General features: G+C 64.7%; 20 protein-coding genes and 1 tRNA gene. 11 read left to right on the top strand and 10 right to left on the bottom strand.

Annotated features, from left to right (window positions below; all coding sequences use genetic code 11):
- Positions 1-38: 38 nt before the first annotated feature.
- From WP12_RS17990 to WP12_RS17980, 3 genes are read left to right on the top strand one after another with little or no spacing between them, the layout of a single operon-like run.
- A complete protein-coding gene (locus tag WP12_RS17990) occupies positions 39-497 on the top strand; it encodes a (2Fe-2S)-binding protein (RefSeq protein WP_046195067.1) in 459 nt (152 codons plus the stop codon).
- Positions 497-2,665 (top strand): xanthine dehydrogenase family protein molybdopterin-binding subunit, encoded by a 2,169-nt coding sequence (locus tag WP12_RS17985; protein ID WP_235399195.1) that lies wholly within the window; start codon positions 497-499, stop codon positions 2,663-2,665. Before WP12_RS17990 ends, WP12_RS17985 begins: the two co-directional genes overlap by 1 nt.
- Positions 2,662-3,285 (top strand): hypothetical protein, encoded by a 624-nt coding sequence (locus WP12_RS17980; RefSeq protein ID WP_046195065.1) that lies wholly within the window; start codon positions 2,662-2,664, stop codon positions 3,283-3,285. Before WP12_RS17985 ends, WP12_RS17980 begins: the two co-directional genes overlap by 4 nt.
- Before the next feature lie 2 nt (positions 3,286-3,287).
- Here the strand turns inward: WP12_RS17980 and WP12_RS17975 are convergent, their stop codons facing one another.
- The 7 genes from WP12_RS17975 to WP12_RS17945 are packed head-to-tail and all read right to left on the bottom strand — an operon-like array spanning position 3,288 to position 8,776.
- Entirely contained in the window at positions 3,288-4,379 is a 1,092-nt protein-coding gene (locus WP12_RS17975) for a redoxin domain-containing protein (protein WP_046195064.1), read from the bottom strand.
- Between the two features lie 25 nt (positions 4,380-4,404).
- Complete coding sequence (locus WP12_RS17970) at positions 4,405-5,160, bottom strand: anti-sigma factor family protein (RefSeq protein ID WP_046195063.1); 756 nt, start codon at positions 5,158-5,160, stop codon at positions 4,405-4,407.
- Complete coding sequence (locus tag WP12_RS17965) at positions 5,150-5,680, bottom strand: sigma-70 family RNA polymerase sigma factor (protein ID WP_046195062.1); 531 nt, start codon at positions 5,678-5,680, stop codon at positions 5,150-5,152. The genes WP12_RS17970 and WP12_RS17965 overlap by 11 nt, the downstream gene beginning before the upstream one ends.
- A 55-nt stretch (positions 5,681-5,735) precedes the next feature.
- On the bottom strand, positions 5,736-6,119 hold the full coding sequence (locus WP12_RS17960; protein ID WP_052730481.1) for a hypothetical protein: 384 nt from the start codon (positions 6,117-6,119) through the stop codon (positions 5,736-5,738).
- A gap of 55 nt (positions 6,120-6,174) precedes the next feature.
- Entirely contained in the window at positions 6,175-6,954 is a 780-nt protein-coding gene (locus WP12_RS17955) for an SDR family NAD(P)-dependent oxidoreductase (protein ID WP_046195061.1), read from the bottom strand.
- A gap of 27 nt (positions 6,955-6,981) precedes the next feature.
- A complete protein-coding gene (locus tag WP12_RS17950; RefSeq protein WP_046195060.1) occupies positions 6,982-8,178 on the bottom strand; it encodes a zinc-dependent alcohol dehydrogenase in 1,197 nt (398 codons plus the stop codon).
- Between the two features lie 4 nt (positions 8,179-8,182).
- On the bottom strand, positions 8,183-8,776 hold the full coding sequence (locus tag WP12_RS17945; protein WP_046195059.1) for an SRPBCC family protein: 594 nt from the start codon (positions 8,774-8,776) through the stop codon (positions 8,183-8,185).
- Between the two features lie 184 nt (positions 8,777-8,960).
- Between WP12_RS17945 and WP12_RS17940 the strand changes: the two genes are divergently transcribed.
- From WP12_RS17940 to WP12_RS17915, 6 genes are all read left to right on the top strand, one after another.
- Positions 8,961-9,473 (top strand): hemerythrin domain-containing protein, encoded by a 513-nt coding sequence (locus tag WP12_RS17940; protein WP_046195058.1) that lies wholly within the window; start codon positions 8,961-8,963, stop codon positions 9,471-9,473.
- A gap of 91 nt (positions 9,474-9,564) precedes the next feature.
- Entirely contained in the window at positions 9,565-9,972 is a 408-nt protein-coding gene (locus tag WP12_RS17935; RefSeq protein ID WP_046195087.1) for a DUF6766 family protein, read from the top strand.
- The gene (locus WP12_RS17930) at positions 9,969-10,490 is read left to right on the top strand and encodes a CinA family protein (protein WP_046195057.1); all 522 of its coding nucleotides are present in this window, start codon (positions 9,969-9,971) and stop codon (positions 10,488-10,490) included. Before WP12_RS17935 ends, WP12_RS17930 begins: the two co-directional genes overlap by 4 nt.
- Positions 10,491-10,523: 33 nt before the next feature.
- Positions 10,524-12,698, top strand: a complete 2,175-nt coding sequence (gene purL / locus WP12_RS17925) for a phosphoribosylformylglycinamidine synthase subunit PurL (RefSeq protein ID WP_046195056.1) — start codon at positions 10,524-10,526, stop codon at positions 12,696-12,698.
- Between the two features lie 105 nt (positions 12,699-12,803).
- Positions 12,804-13,142: an antibiotic biosynthesis monooxygenase family protein gene (locus WP12_RS17920; protein WP_046195086.1), complete on the top strand. Its 339-nt coding sequence runs from the start codon at positions 12,804-12,806 to the stop codon at positions 13,140-13,142.
- Between the two features lie 43 nt (positions 13,143-13,185).
- Positions 13,186-14,040, top strand: coding sequence for an SDR family oxidoreductase (locus WP12_RS17915; RefSeq protein ID WP_046195085.1), 855 nt, complete (start codon positions 13,186-13,188; stop codon positions 14,038-14,040).
- 102 nt (positions 14,041-14,142) lie between these two features.
- On the opposite strand, the gene WP12_RS17910 is transcribed toward WP12_RS17915, so the two are convergent.
- Together WP12_RS17910 and WP12_RS17905 are read right to left on the bottom strand one after the other, a co-directional pair.
- Positions 14,143-14,376 carry a hypothetical protein gene (locus tag WP12_RS17910; RefSeq protein WP_046195055.1) on the bottom strand — a complete coding sequence of 78 codons (234 nt, stop codon included), beginning with the start codon at positions 14,374-14,376 and terminating at the stop codon, positions 14,143-14,145.
- A gap of 217 nt (positions 14,377-14,593) precedes the next feature.
- On the bottom strand, positions 14,594-15,007 hold the full coding sequence (locus WP12_RS17905) for an RrF2 family transcriptional regulator (protein WP_046195054.1): 414 nt from the start codon (positions 15,005-15,007) through the stop codon (positions 14,594-14,596).
- A 149-nt stretch (positions 15,008-15,156) separates the two neighbouring features.
- Here WP12_RS17905 and WP12_RS17900 point away from each other — a divergent pair.
- Positions 15,157-15,233 (top strand) — tRNA-His (locus tag WP12_RS17900).
- Between the two features lie 84 nt (positions 15,234-15,317).
- On the top strand, positions 15,318-16,367 hold the full coding sequence (locus WP12_RS17895; protein ID WP_046195053.1) for a Glu/Leu/Phe/Val family dehydrogenase: 1,050 nt from the start codon (positions 15,318-15,320) through the stop codon (positions 16,365-16,367).
- A gap of 1 nt (position 16,368) precedes the next feature.
- Here the strand turns inward: WP12_RS17895 and WP12_RS17890 are convergent, their stop codons facing one another.
- Positions 16,369-17,283: a DMT family transporter gene (locus WP12_RS17890; protein WP_235399194.1), complete on the bottom strand. Its 915-nt coding sequence runs from the start codon at positions 17,281-17,283 to the stop codon at positions 16,369-16,371.
- Positions 17,284-17,298: the final 15 nt, after the last annotated feature.

Genomic DNA, 17,298 nt, shown 5'->3' with positions numbered 1-17,298 from the left:
GCTATCGATGTTACTCATCGTAACATCGGGATCCCGCCATGGCCTTCACACTCAAAGTCAATGGCGCCGAGCGCAACGTCGATGTCGACGACGATACCCCTTTGCTCTGGGTGATCCGCGACGACCTGGGCCTGACCGGCACGAAATTCGGTTGTGGTGTGGCGATGTGCGGCGCCTGCACGGTTCATGTCGATGGTCAGCCGATGCGGTCCTGCTCGATTCCGGTGTCGGCGGTCAGCGGCGAGGTGACAACCATCGAAGCGGTCGAAGGCCCTGAAGCGAAGGCGGTACAGGCTGCATGGGTCGCGCGCGACGTACCGCAATGCGGCTATTGCCAGTCGGGGCAGGTGATGAGCGCGGTGGCGCTGCTGCGTGAAAATCCGAAGCCCAGCGATCGCGACATCGACCTCGCCATGAACGGCAATATCTGCCGCTGCGCAACCTATGTCCGCATCCGCGCCGCGATCCACGACGCGGCCAAAGCGCTGGAGGTTTGATGATGGGCGCCCACGACACCCGCCTTTCCCGCCGCGACACGCTCAAGGCCGCTGGCGCGCTGACCATCGGCTTGTGCCTGCCGATCGGCGGCGCGCGGGCGGCGCAGCCGGCCAAGGGGCCGCCGCCGATCCATCCCAACGCTTTCGTCCGGATCGGCGCGGACGACAGCGTGACGATCCTCAGCAAGCATATCGAATTCGGCCAGGGGCCCTTTACGGGACTGGCGACGATCGCGGCCGAGGAGCTCGACGCCGACTGGTCCACGGTCCGGGTCGTCGCCGCGCCGGCCAATGCCACGCTCTACGCCAATCTCCAGCTGGGAGCACAGCTGACGGGTGGATCATCGGCCATCGCCAACAGCTATGACCAGCTTCGCCGCGCGGGGGCGATGGCGCGCGCGATGCTCGTCCAGGCAGCAGCGACCGCATGGAAGGTCGAGCCCGCCGCGATCAGCGTCACGAAAGGCGTGATCAGCCATGCCGCCAGTGGCCGATCCGCACGCTTCGGCGAGTTCGCGACAGCGGCGGCCAAGTTGCCGATGCCCCGGACTGTCATACTTAAGGATCCATCGGCTTTCACCCTGATCGGCAAGACGGCCGGGGTTCCGAAGGTGGACAGCGCCGCCAAATCGACCGGCCGCGCCATCTTCACGATCGACATCGCCGAGCCCGACATGCTGACGGTGGTCGTCGCGCGCAGCCCGCGCTTCGGTGGCAAGCTCGCCAGCTTCGACGCGAGCGCGGCGCTCAAGATCAGGGGCGTCGTCGCCGTCAAACCGATCAGCAACGGCGTCGCGGTCTATGCGAAGGGAATGTGGCCCGCGCTGAAGGGCCGCAAGGCGCTGACGATCCAGTGGGACGACAGCAAGGCCGAGATGCGCGACACCGACACGATCGTCGCCGAATATCTCGCCCAGAGCCGTACCACCGGAAAGGTCCACAAGGCGCATGGCGATGTCGACGCCGCTCTGGCCGCCGCCACGGGCCAGCTGGTCGAGGTCGACTATGTCTTCCCCTATCTCGCCCATGCACCGATGGAGCCGCTCGATGGTTTCATGATCTGGGACGGCACCACCGCGCGGGCTCGCTTCGGTTCGCAGGCTCAGACCCTGGATCAGGGCGGAATCGCCAAGGTTTTCGGTATCCCGGTCGATAAGGTCGAGATCGAAACCCTCTATGCCGGCGGCAGCTTCGGCCGCCGCGCGCAGACCGACGCCCAGCTCGCGGTCGAACTGGCCGAGGTTGCCAAGGCGATGCCGGTCGGCACGCCGGTCAAGCTGGTGTGGACCCGCGAGGACGATCTCCATGGTGGCTATTACAGGCCGCTGTTCGTTCACCGCTTTCGCGGCAAGGTCGACAAAGGCCGCATCACCGCCTGGGCCAGTACGGCGGTCGGACAGAGCTTCATGATCGGCTCACCCTTCGAGCCGTTCGTGGTCAAGGACGGCGTCGACGGATCGATGACCGAGGGCGCCAGAGAACTGCTCTATGACGTCCCCGACTTCCGTTGCGACGCGCATGTCGCCAAATCGCCGGTCAGCACCTCTTTCTGGCGCTCGGTCGGGCATACGCATACCGGCTATGCCATCGAATGCTTCGTTGATCAGCTGTTGGTCGCGGCGGGGCAGGATCCCGTTGCGGGCCGGCTTGCGATGATCGGCAACCATCCTCGCGCGGCTGGTGTGCTCAAGGCGGTGGCCGAGCTCGCACAGTGGAAGGGACCCCAGCCCGGCAATGGCCGCGCGCGCGGCGTCGCCGTGGTCAAAAGCTTCGACAGTTTCGTAGCGCAGATCGCGGAAGTATCGGTGGGAGAGGACGGCGAGCCCCGCGTGCACAAGGTGTGGGCCGCGGTCGATTGCGGCGTCGCGGTCAATCCCGACATCATCAAGGCGCAGGTCGAGGGTGGCGTCGGCTATGCGCTCGGCCACTCGCTCTATGCGGAAGTGCCGCTGAAGGCCGGGCTGCCGACCGTGTCCAATTTCAACGATTATCGTTCGCTGAGGATCAACGAGATGCCGGAGATCGAGGTGGTGATCGTTCCGTCGAATGCGGCGCCGACAGGGATCGGCGAGCCGGGCGTCCCTCCGCTCGCGCCCGCGGTCGCCAACGCGCTGGCGGCGCTGGGCCATAGCCGGCCGAGCCGCCTGCCGATGGTGCGGGTCGCATGAGCGCGCGGATCATCGCCGCGGCCGGGATCCTGCTGCTCGCCGTCACCGGCGCGGCGATCGCCGCCGACAAGGATGTTTCGGTCCCGCCGATGGCGACGAGCCTGAAGCCCGTGACGGACTTCGCGGGGATCAAGGATCGCAAGGCACGGTCGGTCGCGCTGTTCGAGGAGGTGGGCAAGGTGTTGCAGCATCCGCGCTGCCTCAACTGCCATCCGCGCACCGACCGACCGACCCAGACCGACGCGATGCGGCCACACATGCCGCTGGTGGTCCGCGCCGACACCGGCATGGGGGCGGCCGGACTGCGCTGCCAGACCTGTCATCACGATCGGAATTACGACGTGGCCGGTGTGCCCGGTAACCCGAAATGGCAGCTCGCGCCCGCCGAGATGGCGTGGCAGGGCAAGACGCTTGGCCAGATTTGCGCCCAGCTCAAGGACAAGAGCAGGAACGGCGGCAAGTCGATGCCCGAGATGATCCATCACATGGCAGAGGACGAGCTGGTCGGATGGGGCTGGAACCCGGGCGGCAAGCGGACCCCCGCGCCGGGCACCCAGGCGCAGTTCGGCGCCTTGTTCAAGGCATGGGCCGATAGCGGAGCGGTCTGCCCCGTTCGCTAGGCTCAGGCGCGGTAGCTCGCCAGCTCGCTCGACACCCTGCCGCTCTTCGCGTTCGCCTCGCGCACCTGCGCCGCCGCGTCGTCGTAGAGAAAGGGCAGATAGGCGTAGCGTCTGCCGCGCGTGACCGGCATCGCCTCATGCAGCAGCGAGCAGGAGAAGACGACCGCACCGCCAGTCGGTGCGCGGTAGCGCCGGTCGCCATATTCGGGAAAAATCAAGTCGCCGCCGTCATAGTCGCCGGCATTCAGGTTGATCGTGCAGGCGAACCGTCGGTGCGCGGTGCCGGCCGTGGTATTGTCGCGATGCGCCCGAAAATAACCGCCATCGCCCTCGCCGTCGTAGCAGGCGACGATATAGCGTTCGATGCGGGTTGCGCGGAACTGAAAGGCGCGTTGGATCTGCGGGAGCAGCGTTCGAGCGAGTTGCCGATTGACCTCCGTGCGTAGCTCCGACGTTTCTTCCAGCGTATAGTCGGAACGGCGCTTGAACGATTTGTCGACGATCCCCACGGTCTTGCCGTCGACTTCGCGCATGAAGCCAGAGAGCGTGCCTCCATGGGTGTCGTACAGATCGATCAGCCGCCGGCATAGGTCGCCGCCGAAGACGCGCGGGACGACCAGCACCGGTGCGAATCCCTCGTCGCGCGGCTGCGTGACCAGGCTGGAGAGATTGGCGAGGAGGCGCGCGCCGTTCGCCACATCGGTGCGGTCGGCCACACGCAAGGCGCGATCGAGCAGCAGCCAATGGGGATGCGCCGTTCCGCCGCCGTCCATCGCGCCATAGCTCCGCGACACCCGGCGGTCGTAATCGAGAAACCAGCGGACGCCCGGCAGCATCTTCTCGATACGGCCTTCGGCGGCATCCGCCGGATCGCATGTCACCCCGAAAAACGTTACATGCCGATCGTCGAACAGGGCGCGGTTCGCCGCGAGCGTGCGCAGGGCGGCCTGGCCTTCGTCCGAACCGGCGCTGCCTACGAACAGCAGCACGACGTAGCGGCCGGCGACCGAATCGAAGGAGAATGCCTGTGATCCGTCCAGCGTCGGCGCGCGGAACCAGGGGGCGGCGTCACCCGGCGATAATTGGGTGGTCATGCTCGTTCGCTGATATCCATGAAAATCAACTCTGATCGGCTGCGATATCGTCGGCGACCGAATCGACCGCCTCGGGCGCCTCGTCACCGGTCAGCGCGTAGGACATATCGCCCTCCCGCCAATAGGCCACCGATGTGCCCTCATGCCGCACAGTCGTCGGCTCCTCGGGTGAATCGGTCGACGCACGCACCGCAAAGATCGACATCTTCTCGTCGGTCGGCGTGCTGACCATCAGCTGCAGCGCCGGCCCCTTTTCCGAAGGGAAGATCTGCGCATCGGTGACGACCCAGCGCGCCGGCAGGCGGGGCAGGCGGATGTGGGTGGTGCGCTGAACCTCCCGGGCATCGAAATGGGGACTCTCGATCTGGGACGCCATCCGCGCGCGCAGCAATCCAGTGCGATAGGCATCGACCGCATCGCCGATGAAATCGGGGGGGCTCGCCAGTACGTTCCGCGCCGGGATCAGGATCAGCACCAGCATCGCCGCCGCCGCGAGGCTCCGCATCACCGGGCCGCTGCGGAACATCCGGAAGCCCCAGGCCGGCCGCTCGTTGAGGCGCGTGCCCAACCTTGCGGCAGCCTCGACCATAGAGTGCGGGGGCTCCCCGGCTTCGTTGGCGATCATGCGCAGCGATGTCCGCAGCCTCAGATCGGCCATGAACCGCGCCGCGTCGGCGGGATGTCCGGCCAGATGGTTCTCGACCGCATAGCGCCGGCTTAGTTCAAGTTCGCCATCGAGATAGGCATGGATCTCGGCCTCGGTGATGGTTTCAGGACGCATCCGTGCCTCCGATGATGTGTAACCGCCCCACGTCGTTGATCGCTTCGGGCTCGCGCAGAGCGGCGCGCGCCCGGTGCAGCCGCGACATGACGGTGCCGACCGGCACACCCAGCGTCGTCGCGGCCTCCTGATAGCTTAGCCCCTGCACGCCGATCAGGCTCAGCACGGCGCGGTGCTCCTCAGGCAGCGCGGCGAAGCGCGTCGCGATTTCGGCGAGATAGACGGCCTGTTCTTGTTGGCCGTGCTCGACCATGCCTTCGCTGGCTTCGATCAGCCGCGCGTTGCGCTTCTGCTCGCTCGCCTCGCGTCGTTTATGATCGATGAAAAGGTTGTGGACGATCGACAGCAGCCACGATCGCAGCGAGTTGCCGGGGCGGTAGGTGGCGGCGCGCTCATAGGCGCGCAGCAACGCTTCCTGGACGAGGTCGTCCGCTGCTCCCGTGTCGCGTGTCAGCGCGCGCGCATAGCCACGCAGGCGCGGTAATTGCTCGTGGATATCGACGGTGGTCCAGCGGTCCATGCAGACACGTACGCGCCGATGCCCGCCTTATTCCATGCCGGAACCGATTATTCTGTCATTCCTTTGTCGAACGGCGCGCGCCCCGGCCATCGAGCGCCCGCGCACCAATGAGATCGACGACGGCAACCGCGGCGACGATGCCCAGCGCCAGCAGCGCCATCTTGCGCTTCGGATTGGCGGGAGCGGCGATATAGCCAAGCGCCGCCAGGTCGAACACGTCACCGGCAAGGCGCCATTGCACCGGAGCGGCGCTACCGGGTGCGACCAGACCAGCAATCCCCGTGACGACCTCGCGCGCGCCGACGATCTGGAACAGCCGCCCGCCCATATCCGCGCCCGCGCCTATACCCCGTCCAAACCTCCGGCCCAGCAGGATATCGGTAATGCCGAACGTCAAACTCGCGATACCGATGGCGCGGCCAATGACTTGCTTTTCCATCTCATAGCTCCCTTCGTTCGCAGGGAACGCCGCAGGCGCAACGGAGCTCCAATGGTCAGTCGGCCGAACCGGGTTCGGCCATGTTGCGGTGCATTTCGGCCAGCGTCGACGCCGGGGTGACATTGGCCAGCGTTTTCTGGGCCTTGTTCTTCCAGCCCGACACGATGTGCGCATCACCCTTGAACATCGCTTCCCAGCCGTCGCGCGCGACCTTGCCCGCATCGTCCTTGTCCTGCTGACCCACCTTGGTATCGAGCAGGTCTGCGCGGTCGAAAAATTCGGTCTCGGTGGGGCCGGGCATCAGGGTGGTGATCGTCACGCCCTGATTGTCCTTGATCTCATTACGGATCGCGTCGGTGAAATTGTCGATGAACGCCTTAGTGCCGTTGTATACGGCGTTGAACGCGCCAGGCATATAGCCGGCGATCGAGCCGGTCACGAGGATGCGGCCCGTGTCGCGCGCGACCATCTGCCTCAGCACCTGCTGGAGCAGATAGACTGTCCCGGTGACATTGGTGTCGATCACCCGCCGCCAGTCGGCGACCGATTGATCGAGGAAAGCTCGGCCCAGACCGCGGCCCGCATTGGCGCATAATATATCGATCGGCCGCCCATTCGCCGCCTGAAGCAGCTGATCGACGCCCTCTATGCTGGACAGGTCGGCCTCTACCGAAGTGACCTCGACACCGTGGCGACGGAAGTCGGCCGCGGCGGCGTCGATCAACGGTTCGTCGGCGACGACCAGTAGGTCATAGCCCTGTTCGGCAGCGATGCTCGCCAGCTCGAAGCCGATGCCGGTCGACGCGCCGGTCACGATCGCGAATTTGTCTGCCATGTCGTCTCTCCTCACGTGTCGCTGTGATCAGGCGGCCACTGTCGCGGCGGCCATGCCCGGCTTCAGCACGATCTTGGTCACCTCGTTCTGCTGGTCGTGGAACATCCGATAGCCTTCGGCCGCATCCTCCAGGGGCATGCGGTGGCTGATCAGGAAGGTCGTATCGATCTTGCCTTCCATGATCGCGTTCAGCAGGCCGGGCAGATAGTGCTGGACGTGGGTCTGGCCGGTCTTGAGGGTCAGCCCCTTCTCCATGAAGGCACCGAGCGGAAATTTGTCGACGATACCGCCATAGACGGCGGGCATCGATACGCGGCCGCCTTTGCGACAGGCGACGATCGCCTGCCGGATCGAATGGATGCGGTCGGTGCCTAGAAAGGTCGATGCCTTGATCTGGTCAATCACGTTGTCGACGAAAAAGCCGTGCGCTTCCAGGCCGACCGCGTCGATCACCGCATCCGGGCCGATCCCGCCAGTCATCTCCATCAGCGCCTCGTATGTCTTGCTCTCCTCGAAGTTGAGCGTCTCGGCACCGAAGCGCTTCGCCAGCTCCAGCCGGTGGGGGAAGTGATCGATCGCGATCACCCGTTCGGCGCCCATCAGGAACGCCGATTGCACCGCAAACAGCCCGACCGGGCCGCAACCCCAGACCGCGACGGTGTCGCCGGGCTCGATATCGGCATTCTCGGCCGCCATCCAGCCGGTGGGCAGGATGTCCGACAGGAACAGAACCTTGTCGTCATCGATGCCGTCCGGAATGACGATCGGGCCGACATCGGAGAAAGGAACGCGGACGTATTCGGCTTGGCCGCCGGCATAGCCGCCGGTCAAATGGCTGTAACCGAACAGTCCCGACATGGGCTGGCCGTAAAGCTCCTGTCCGATGTCCTGATTGTCGGCGGGGTTACCGTTGTCGCAGGCCGAATATTGATGCTTGCCGCAATGATAGCAGCTGCCGCACGAGATGGTGAACGGAACAACGACACGTTGGCCCTTCTTCAACGTAGAAGCTGAGCCGACCTCAACGACTTCGCCCATGAACTCATGGCCGAGGATGTCGCCCTTCTGCATCGTCGGAATATAATGGTCGTAGAGGTGAAGGTCCGATCCGCAGATCGCGGTCGAGGTGATCTTTAGGATCGCGTCGCGCGGATTGAGGATTTCGGGATCGTCGACCGTATCGACGCGGACGTCGTGCTTGCCGTGCCAGGTAAGTGCGCGCATCCGATCAGTCCTTCTCTTCTTCGAGCTGTGCGCGTGTCCACGCGCTCGTGGCGATCTCGCCGGTTTCCATGAGCTGCTTGAAGCGACGCAGATCGCGGCGCGCCTGGATCGCGGGTTCGCGCTGGAATATCTTTGCGATCAGTTTGCCGACGACGCCCGCCGGCGGGTCGTAGACGATCGTCGCGGTGACGATCGTGCCACGGTCGGCCTGCGCGTCGCGAAACTCGATCCGTCCGCTATTCGGCACATCGGCATCCTCGGCCGACGTCCAAGCGATCATCTCGCCCTCGCGCTCCTCGGTGATAAGAGCGTCCCACTCGACGGTCTTGCCTGCCGGAGCCTTGACCACCCAATGCGACCGCTGGCGGTCGATCACGTCGATCCGCACGATATTGTCCATAAAGCTGGCGAGATTGGCGAAGTCGCGCCAGTAGGCGAAGAGTTCCGCACGCGGCCGATTGATCGTGACGCTGCGACCGATCAGCGACGAACCAGTCGAGTCGCCCATGCTGTCGGTCGCGGCGTCGATCACCGCGCCCTGTTTCGATGTCGATGGCGGGGCATCGTCCTGCGCCTCGCGGCCATGGCTTTCGGTCACGCTGTCCTCCGAAATGGAATGAGACCAGCAAACAAAGCGCCACCTCCCCCGTTCCGATCGTTCCGCGCACAAACATCTTTATTTTCCAATGGATTAACCCAGGTTAATTCTCCGCTGCGAGTCGTTCGCACGGCACTTCATTCCGGTGGCACGCGTTAAGGGGCGGTCAAACAGGAGCACTCACATGGCCAAAAAAGAATTCACTGACGCGATCGCGCTGCTCAAGGCTGATCACCGCACCGTCGAAGAGCTGTTCGAGAAATTCGAGAAGGCAAAGGATGATTCGGCCAAGCAGAAGCTGTGTCACCAGATCTGCGTCGAGCTGAAGATCCACACGATGCTGGAAGAGGAAATCTTCTATCCCGCCCTGCGCGGCAAGATCGATGACGACCTGCTCGACGAGGCTTATGTTGAGCATGATGGCGCCAAGGTGCTGATCAACGATCTCGAAAGCTCCGCCCCCGATGCCGACTTCTACGACGCGAAGGTTTCGGTGCTCTCTGAGGAGATCGAGCATCACGTCAAGGAGGAGGAGATGCCCAGCGAGGGTATGTTCGCCCAGGCCCGCGCCGCCGATGTCGACCTCGTCGCGATGCGCGACCAGATGCTCGCCCGCAAGGAAGAGCTGATGGTGCAGGAGGAACAGGGCGGTCTGCCGATGGCCAAGCCCACCGCGGTCAACCTCGTCACCGCCTGATTGTCTTGTGCGCCGCCCGGCCTCAGCGGTCGGGCGGCGGCCCATCGCCGTCCCTGCGGAACGCCCCGGACGGCGACTGCAGGAGTTCGAAATGCGACGCTATGCTTATGGCTGGCTCACGGCCATCTTCTTTCTGGTCTCGATCGCCCTGCACTGGGTGTTCGGCTGGTACGCCTATGTCGACGAAGCGACCCAGCATGGTCAGGTGGCGCAATTCTCGGAATTCGCCGTCGTGCTCGGTCGGGACACCTTCGAAAACTGGCAGTCTGAATTTCTCCAGCTGATCTGGCAGGTCGTCGGGCTCGCCTATTTCCTCTACGTCGGCTCCCCCGCGTCGAAGGAAAACGACGACCGGCTCGAAGCCAAGATCGATGCATTGCTCCGGCTGACCGGCGATCGGGGCGAAGCGATCATCGCTGAGCTGGACGAGCGCTATCTGCGCACCCATGGCCATGCCCAGCCGCATGCCCATGAACAGGCGGTTGAGAAGACGCCATGACCGAAACGCTCTTCGCGACTATGCCCGCCGATGTTGAGGCGCTGACCCACGCCGTACTCGATTGCGCCGCGGCACAAGGCACGACCCTGGTGACTGCGGAGAGCTGCACCGGCGGCATGCTCGCCTCGCTCCTCACCGATGTGGACGGCGCCGGGCACGTCTTCGAACGCGGTTTCGTCACCTATAGCGAACAGGCGAAGTGCGAATTGCTTGGGCTGTCTCAGGTGATGATCGACGACTGCGGAGCGGTCAGCGAGCCCGTTGCCCGAGCCATGCTGATAGGCGCGCTCGCCCATTCTCAGGGCGACGTGGCAATCGCGATCACGGGCTTTGCCGGACCGGCGGGGCCCGACGACGAGGCTGGCCTCGTCCATTTCGCCTGCGCCCGGCGCGGCGGCCCCGTGGAGCACCGCGAGGTCCATCTTGGCCCATTGCCGCGCGGTCCTGTTAGGATAGCCTGTATGCGGATCGCTCTCGACATGCTGAAGGATGCGATCACCGGCTCCAAATCAAGCTAGGCGCAGCGCCCGCAACTCGCTATCGGCTCGCCCATGACCGAATCCGCCACCATCACGCCCCAGGTCGTTGCCGAGCACGGCCTGTCCCCCGAGGAATATGATCGCATCCTGCATGCGATGGGCCGGACGCCCAATCTGACCGAGCTGGGCATCTTCTCGGTGATGTGGTCCGAGCATTGCAGCTACAAGTCGAGCCGCATTCATCTCAAGAAGCTGCCGACGACCGGTCCGCAGGTTATCTGCGGCCCCGGTGAAAATGCCGGCGTGGTCGATATCGGCGACGGTCAGGCCGCGATCTTCAAGATGGAGAGCCACAACCACCCGTCCTATATCGAGCCCTATCAGGGCGCGGCGACCGGCGTTGGCGGCATATTGCGCGACGTGTTCACGATGGGCGCGCGGCCTGTCGCCAATCTCAACGCGCTGCGTTTCGGCCGGCCCGATCATCCCAAGATGCGCCACCTAATTTCGGGCGTCGTGCGCGGCATCGGCGGCTATGGCAATTGCGTCGGCGTTCCCACGGTGGGCGGCGAGGTCAATTTTCACAGCGCCTATGATGGCAACATTCTGGTCAATGCGATGACGGTGGGCGTCGCCGAGACCAACAAGATCTTCTATTCGGCGGCATCGGGCGTCGGCAATCCGATCGTCTATGTCGGATCGAAGACCGGCCGCGACGGCATCCATGGCGCGACGATGGCATCCGCCGACTTCTCCGAGGATTCGGAGGAGAAGCGTCCTACCGTCCAGGTCGGCGATCCTTTTACCGAGAAGCTGCTGATCGAGGCGTGCCTCGAACTGATGTCCTCCGACGCGATCGTCGCGATCCAGGATATGGGTGCGGCGGGCCTCACCTCCTCCTCGGTCGAGATGGCGTCTAAGGGCGGCGTCGGCATCGAACTCGACATGAATGCCGTGCCGTGCCGCGAGACGCACATGACTCCCTATGAAATGATGCTGTCGGAATCGCAGGAGCGCATGCTGATGGTGCTCAAGCCCGGCCGCGAGGCCGAGGCCGAGGCGATCTTCCACAAATGGGAGCTCGACTTCGCGGTGATCGGCCGCGTCACCGCGACGGGCCACATGGTGCTGCGCTTCAATGGCGAGATCGTCTGCGACATCCCGCTCGGTCCGCTCGCCGACGAGGCCCCAGCCTATGACCGCCCGTGGGTGCCGACTCCCGCGCGTGCGCCGCTGGGCGCGGTGCCGCCCAAGGGGCCTGTCGCGGAGAATCTCCTGGCTTTGATGGGTACCCCCGACCTCGCCAGCCGCCGCTGGATCTGGGAGCAGTACGACCACATGGTCGGCGCCGATACGGTGCAGCGCCCCGGCGGCGACGCCGCCGTCGTGCGTGTTCACGGGTCGAAGAAGGGCATCGCGATCAGCACCGATTGCACGCCGCGCTACGTCTTCGCCGATCCGGTCGAGGGCGGCAAGCAGGCGATCGCCGAATGCTGGCGCAACATCACCGCGGTCGGCGCAATGCCGCTCGCGACCACCGACTGCATGAACTTCGGCAACCCCCAGCGGCCTGAGATCATGGGCCAGTTCGTCGGGGCGATCGAGGGCATGGCGCTGGCCTGCTCGGCGCTCGACTTCCCGATCGTGTCGGGCAATGTCAGTCTCTACAACGAGACCAAGAACGAGGACGGATCGGGCAGCGCGATCTTGCCGACGCCCGCGATCGGCGGCATCGGCCTGCTCGCCGATGTCGACCAGATGGCGACCCTCGCCTTCAAGGCGCCCGGCGAGCATATCGTCCTGATCGGCGAGACTGACGGCCATCTCGGCCAGTCGCTGTGGCTGCGCTACATCGCCGGCCGCGAAGAGGGCCCGCCGCCGCCGGTCGATCTCGAACTCGAAAAGCGCAACGGCGATTTCGTCCGCGAGATGATTCTGTCGGGTCGGGTAAGCGCGGTCCATGATATCGCAGATGGCGGCATGCTGGTCGCAGTCGCGGAAATGGCGCTGGCAGGCGGAATCGGCGCGGATGTCGGCGAACTCGGCCATGCCGAGGCGTTTGGCGAGGATCAGGCTCGCTACATCGTCACCACCGCCAATAGCGACGCCATCCTCGCTGCCGCGCTGACAGCGGGCGTTACGGCCCGTCGTCTCGGCGCGACCGGTGGCGACAAGGTCGCGGGTGTGAGGATCACTGATCTGCGCCGCGCGCATGAGGGTTTCTTCCCGTCGCTGATGGGCGCATGATCCTTCGCCCCGGCGAAGTCCGGGGCGGACATGCTTTCTGGCGAGCCAGGGCAGGATCCGGTTGCAGTCCCGGCCTCCGCCGGGGCGATGGATCAGGAGACGGTCATGTTCGTCGCGGTCTATTGGTGGCGGGTACATCCGGGCAAGGAAGAGCAGTTCATCCGCGCCTGGAGCCGCGGGACCGATCTGATTCGCGAGAAATATGGCAGCTACGGATCGCGGCTGCACCGCGACGCTGACGGGCGATTCGTCGGCTATGCCGAGTGGCCGGACGAGGCGACCTGGCGCAAGGCGTTCGACCAGAAGATGGTCTATGACGAGCCGGCCACCCGCGACGCCTTCGTCGATGCCGTGGCCGAGGTGCCGCCCGATGCCGATCCGATCTTCACCATGGATGTCGTGAGCGACCGCCTCACGACCCGGATCGTCCCCGCAACGGACTGAACCGTGGAGATTTCCTTTCGTTATGCACGAAAAGGAGAGCGCCATGACCGACCAGCAGCAACCGATGATCCATGAGGACAATCTCCCGGGGCACGAGAGCGAGCTCGAGCCGAAGCCCGACTGGGCCCCGCGCTATCCGGGATCGGGCCGGCTCCAGGGCAAGGTGGCGGTGATTACCGGCGCAGATAGCGGGATCGGCCGGGCCGTGGCGGCGCTTTATGCGCGGGAGGGCGCGGACGTCGCCATCCTCTATCTGTGCGAGCATGACGATGCGAAGAAGACCGCGGAGATCGTCGAGCGCGAAGGGCGCAAGGCAATCATCATCGCGGGCGACGTCGGCGACAGGGACTTCTGCGACCGGGCGGTGGCGGAAGTGATCGACAAGCTCGGCGGGCTCGACATCCTCGTCAACAATGCCGGTGAGCAGCACCCCGATAAGGACATCACCGACATCAGCGAGGAGCAGCTTCGCCGCACCTTCCAGACCAATATCTTCGGGATGTTCTTCCTGACCCAGGCGGCGCGCCCGCATCTGAAGAAGGGCGCGGCGATCATCAACTGCACCTCGGTCACGATGTACCAGGGCAGCAAGGAGTTACTCGATTATTCGAGCACCAAGGGCGCGATCACCGCTTTCACCCGGTCGTTATCGGAAAATCTGGTGGGCGAGGGGATTCGCGTCAACGCGGTCGCGCCGGGGCCGATCTGGACTCCGCTCAACCCATCCGGCGGCGCCAGCGAGGAGAAGCTCGAACATTTCGGGGAGAGCACTCCGATGGGGCGGCCCGGCCAGCCCAACGAGGTCGCCCCGAGCTTCCTATTCCTCGCCTGCGAGGACGCGAGCTATATGTCAGGCCAGGTGCTGCACCCGAATGGCGGGACGATCGTAAACGGATAAGCGGCGGAAGCCGGTCCTGCCGCAAACCCCGAAACAGAAATGGGCGCCCCCGAAGGAGCGCCCATCCCGTTCGTAATTGCCACCCCCGAAGGAGCTGGCCGATTACTTCTTAGCTTCGACTGCGTCGGCCGCGTTCTCAGCGGCGTCGGCTGCGTTCTCGAGGCTGCTGGCGACGGCTTCGTTCGAAGCGGCGTCGGCGGCGTTGTCGAGTGCGTCGGCCTGATTCTCAAGCGCTGCCGCCTGGTTGTCGATGGCGTTCTCAGCTGGCGTCTGCTTGCTGCAAGCGGCAACCGACATCAGGCCGGCGGCAACCAAAACGAGTGCGATCTTCTTCATTCGAGCAGCTCCCATAGCATTATATCGGCCCGGCTCGAACGCCGTTCCTGAACGCTGACATAACGTGGGCGTTAGGGCCGTCAACGGAAAATCGACATGAATCGAAGGCTTAAGGTCAACCGTGGCATGATATCGCCGAGGTGTTCAGGCTTGGTTAAAAGTCGAAAAACAGCGGCAATCCGGGGGTCGTTGCGGAGTCGGCGTCCGTTTGGCAGGTTCAGATCGACACCGTTTCAGCGAGCGACAGCCGATCGAGAATATTGGCCGTTTCGTCGCGAACCGAGAGCATTACGTCGCGCAGCCGGCATTCGGCCTCGGTTATGCAGTGGTCGCAGGGTGTATAAGCGAGCCGCGCCGCGCATGGGACCAACGCAAGCGATCCGCGCGTCGCGCGGACGATATCGCCATAGGTGATCTCGGTCGGAGGCCGCGACAGCCAATAGCCGCCCTCCTTGCCGCGCATCGTGTCGACGAATCCGGCGCGCTTCATCTCCGACAGGATCACCGTCAGGAATTTGCCGGGAATATTCTGTTTCTCGGCAATCTCGGCGAGCTGGATCGGCCCCTCGCCATAATGGTCGCCCAGATGCAGGAGCGCGCGGATCGCATATCGAGTTCGTTGGGAGAGCACAGCTTTGTCTTGTGGGACCTAGCAGCAGACGAGGCAAGCCCAACCATGTTAAAATGGTAGAGTTATCGTTATGGCCTATCGACGCTTGCGTCCCCCGGGGGCTTTGCCTATGGAGCGCCGGGTCGGCGACGCCCAGCGCGTCCCCTGTGGCGATCGTAGCTCAATTGGTTAGAGCGCCGGTTTGTGGTACCGGAGGTTGCGGGTTCAATCCCCGTCGATCGCCCCATTTTCTCTCCCTGGATTCCTGGCTGGCATTTACAGCCGAATAATATTATTGCGCGGTCACGTAATCTAATTTCGTGAGGCTGTGATGACCGCTCCGTGGACCTACCCCGACTTTGACGATCATGAGGGGGTGCACCTCTTTCGCGACGCGGCCTCGGGGCTCACGGCGGTGATCGCGCTGCATTCGACCCATCTTGGGCCTGGCGCGGGGGGCACGCGCTTCTGGCACTATGCCGACCCCGCCGATGCGATCACCGATGCGCTGCGCCTGTCGCGCGGCATGAGCTTCAAGAACGCCATGGCGGGTCTGCCTATGGGCGGCGGCAAGGCGGTCATCCTCGCCGATTCGCTGCGTACCAAGACACCCGAACTGCTCGCCGCCTTCGGTCGCGCGGTCGATTCGCTGGGCGGACGCTATGTCACCGCCGAGGATGTCGGAATGAGCGACGCCGACATGGTGGCGATCTCCAGGGCCACGAAGCATGTGTCGGGTCTACCGGTCGCGGCCGGCAGCGCGGGTGGCGACCCCGGACCGACCACGGCCAAGGGCGTCTATCTGGGCGTTCGCGCGGCGATGGCGCGCGGCCTCGGCAAGCAGGATGCGGCGGGGGGCCATGTTGCTATCCAGGGCGTGGGCAGCGTCGGGGGCGGGTTAGCCCGGCTGCTGGCCAAAGATGGCGCCAAACTCACTTTGGCGGATGCCGATCCGAAGCGCGCCAAGGCGCTTGCCGACGAACTGGGCGCGGTTGCGGTTGCCGCGCACGAGATCATGACGATCGAGGCCGATGTGCTGAGTCCTTGCGCGCTCGGTGCGATCCTCGACGAACGTTCGATCGCGGCGCTTCAGGTGCCGGTGGTGGCGGGGGGCGCCAACAATCAGCTCGCGACCCCGGCCGACGCGGATCGCATTCATGAACGCGGCATCCTCTATGCCCCCGATTATGTGATCAACGCCGGCGGCATCATCAATGTCGCGCTCGAATATCTCGGTCAGGGCGACCGGGCCGAAGTCGAGGCACGGGTCGCGAAGATACCCGAGCGGCTTGTCCGGATATGGTCCGAGAGCGAAGCGAGCAACGTCCCGGCGGCGGTCGTCGCCGACCGGATGGCGATGCAGCTGATCGGTCGCGGTTGATCTATTCGAGCGGCGGCGTCGCCGGAATCACGTTGCGGTTCCGGCGATGCTCGCGCCAGGCGGTGTAGAGGCCGCTGCCGACGATCAACGCACCGCCTGCGAGAGTGCCGAGGCTGGGTCCGACCGACCAGACCAGCCAGCCGATCAGGGTTGCCCAGACGATCTGCAGATAGTCGAACGGCGAAACTACCGAGACCGGTGCGGCCTGAAGCGACATCGTCATGAGCACCTGTGCGGCGGCGCCGAACAGGCCGCCGAGGACGAGCAGCGCCCATGTCTGTGGCATATGGGCCTGGCCGAGGAAGATCGACCCGATCCCGCTCGCGACCCCGGCGCAGATGAAGAACCAGAACACGATCGCTCCGGCATGTTCGGTGCCGCCAAGCTGACGGACCGTGATGGTGACGGTCGCGGTGCCGATCGCGCCGCCGATCGCCATCAGCAGGCCGAACTGGTCGAGCGATGTCGCGCCGGGACGCACGATCATCGCGACGCCGAGAAATCCGAAGACCACCGCTGCCCAGCGATGCGGTCCGATCTTGTCGCCCAGCAGCAGCCCGGAAACGATCGTGGCGAAGATCGGCGCTGAAAATCCGATCGTCACGGCATCGGCCAGCGGCAGGCGGATCAGCGCGACGAAGTTCATCAGGATTCCGATGAGGCCGATTGCCGACCTTATGAGATGCGCGCCGGGCCTTTTCGTGCGGATTACCCGGATACCGGGGCCGGCGATCAGCCACGCCAAGACGAGCGGCAGGCCGAATAGCGAGCGGTAGAAGATCATCTCCATCGCGACGACGCCGTCTTCGCTCGCCTTCTTCATCGCGGCGATCGTCACGGCGAAACACATCACGGACAAGGATCGCAGGACGATGCCGCGCAGATTGTGGGCCGGACGGCTTTCGGACTTGGCCATGCGCCGCGGCATGGG

The organism is Sphingomonas sp. SRS2 (assembly GCF_000971055.1).
Classification (GTDB): Bacteria; Pseudomonadota; Alphaproteobacteria; order Sphingomonadales; family Sphingomonadaceae; genus Rhizorhabdus.
Note: the sequence above shows the minus strand (reverse complement) of the source record. Positions and strands in the feature narration are given on the sequence as shown.

Bases quoted from the DNA above. Each gene is read 5' to 3' on its own strand.
- WP12_RS17940 (WP_046195058.1), top strand. From the start codon at position 8,961: ATGGCCAAAAAAGAATTCACTGACGCGATCGCGCTGCTCAAGGCTGAT.
- WP12_RS17910 (WP_046195055.1), bottom strand. From the start codon at position 14,376: ATGAAGAAGATCGCACTCGTTTTGGTTGCCGCCGGCCTGATGTCGGTT.
- WP12_RS17920 (WP_046195086.1), top strand. From the start codon at position 12,804: ATGTTCGTCGCGGTCTATTGGTGGCGGGTACATCCGGGCAAGGAAGAG.
- WP12_RS17890 (WP_235399194.1), bottom strand. From the start codon at position 17,283: ATGGCCAAGTCCGAAAGCCGTCCGGCCCACAATCTGCGCGGCATCGTC.
- WP12_RS17965 (WP_046195062.1), bottom strand. From the start codon at position 5,680: ATGGACCGCTGGACCACCGTCGATATCCACGAGCAATTACCGCGCCTG.
- purL (WP_046195056.1), top strand. From the start codon at position 10,524: ATGACCGAATCCGCCACCATCACGCCCCAGGTCGTTGCCGAGCACGGC.
- WP12_RS17975 (WP_046195064.1), bottom strand. From the start codon at position 4,379: ATGACCACCCAATTATCGCCGGGTGACGCCGCCCCCTGGTTCCGCGCG.
- WP12_RS17935 (WP_046195087.1), top strand. From the start codon at position 9,565: ATGCGACGCTATGCTTATGGCTGGCTCACGGCCATCTTCTTTCTGGTC.
- WP12_RS17985 (WP_235399195.1), top strand. From the start codon at position 497: ATGATGGGCGCCCACGACACCCGCCTTTCCCGCCGCGACACGCTCAAG.
- WP12_RS17990 (WP_046195067.1), top strand. From the start codon at position 39: ATGGCCTTCACACTCAAAGTCAATGGCGCCGAGCGCAACGTCGATGTC.
- WP12_RS17895 (WP_046195053.1), top strand. From the start codon at position 15,318: ATGACCGCTCCGTGGACCTACCCCGACTTTGACGATCATGAGGGGGTG.
- WP12_RS17970 (WP_046195063.1), bottom strand. From the start codon at position 5,160: ATGCGTCCTGAAACCATCACCGAGGCCGAGATCCATGCCTATCTCGAT.
- WP12_RS17960 (WP_052730481.1), bottom strand. From the start codon at position 6,119: ATGGAAAAGCAAGTCATTGGCCGCGCCATCGGTATCGCGAGTTTGACG.
- WP12_RS17950 (WP_046195060.1), bottom strand. From the start codon at position 8,178: ATGCGCGCACTTACCTGGCACGGCAAGCACGACGTCCGCGTCGATACG.
- WP12_RS17955 (WP_046195061.1), bottom strand. From the start codon at position 6,954: ATGGCAGACAAATTCGCGATCGTGACCGGCGCGTCGACCGGCATCGGC.
- WP12_RS17930 (WP_046195057.1), top strand. From the start codon at position 9,969: ATGACCGAAACGCTCTTCGCGACTATGCCCGCCGATGTTGAGGCGCTG.
- WP12_RS17980 (WP_046195065.1), top strand. From the start codon at position 2,662: ATGAGCGCGCGGATCATCGCCGCGGCCGGGATCCTGCTGCTCGCCGTC.
- WP12_RS17915 (WP_046195085.1), top strand. From the start codon at position 13,186: ATGACCGACCAGCAGCAACCGATGATCCATGAGGACAATCTCCCGGGG.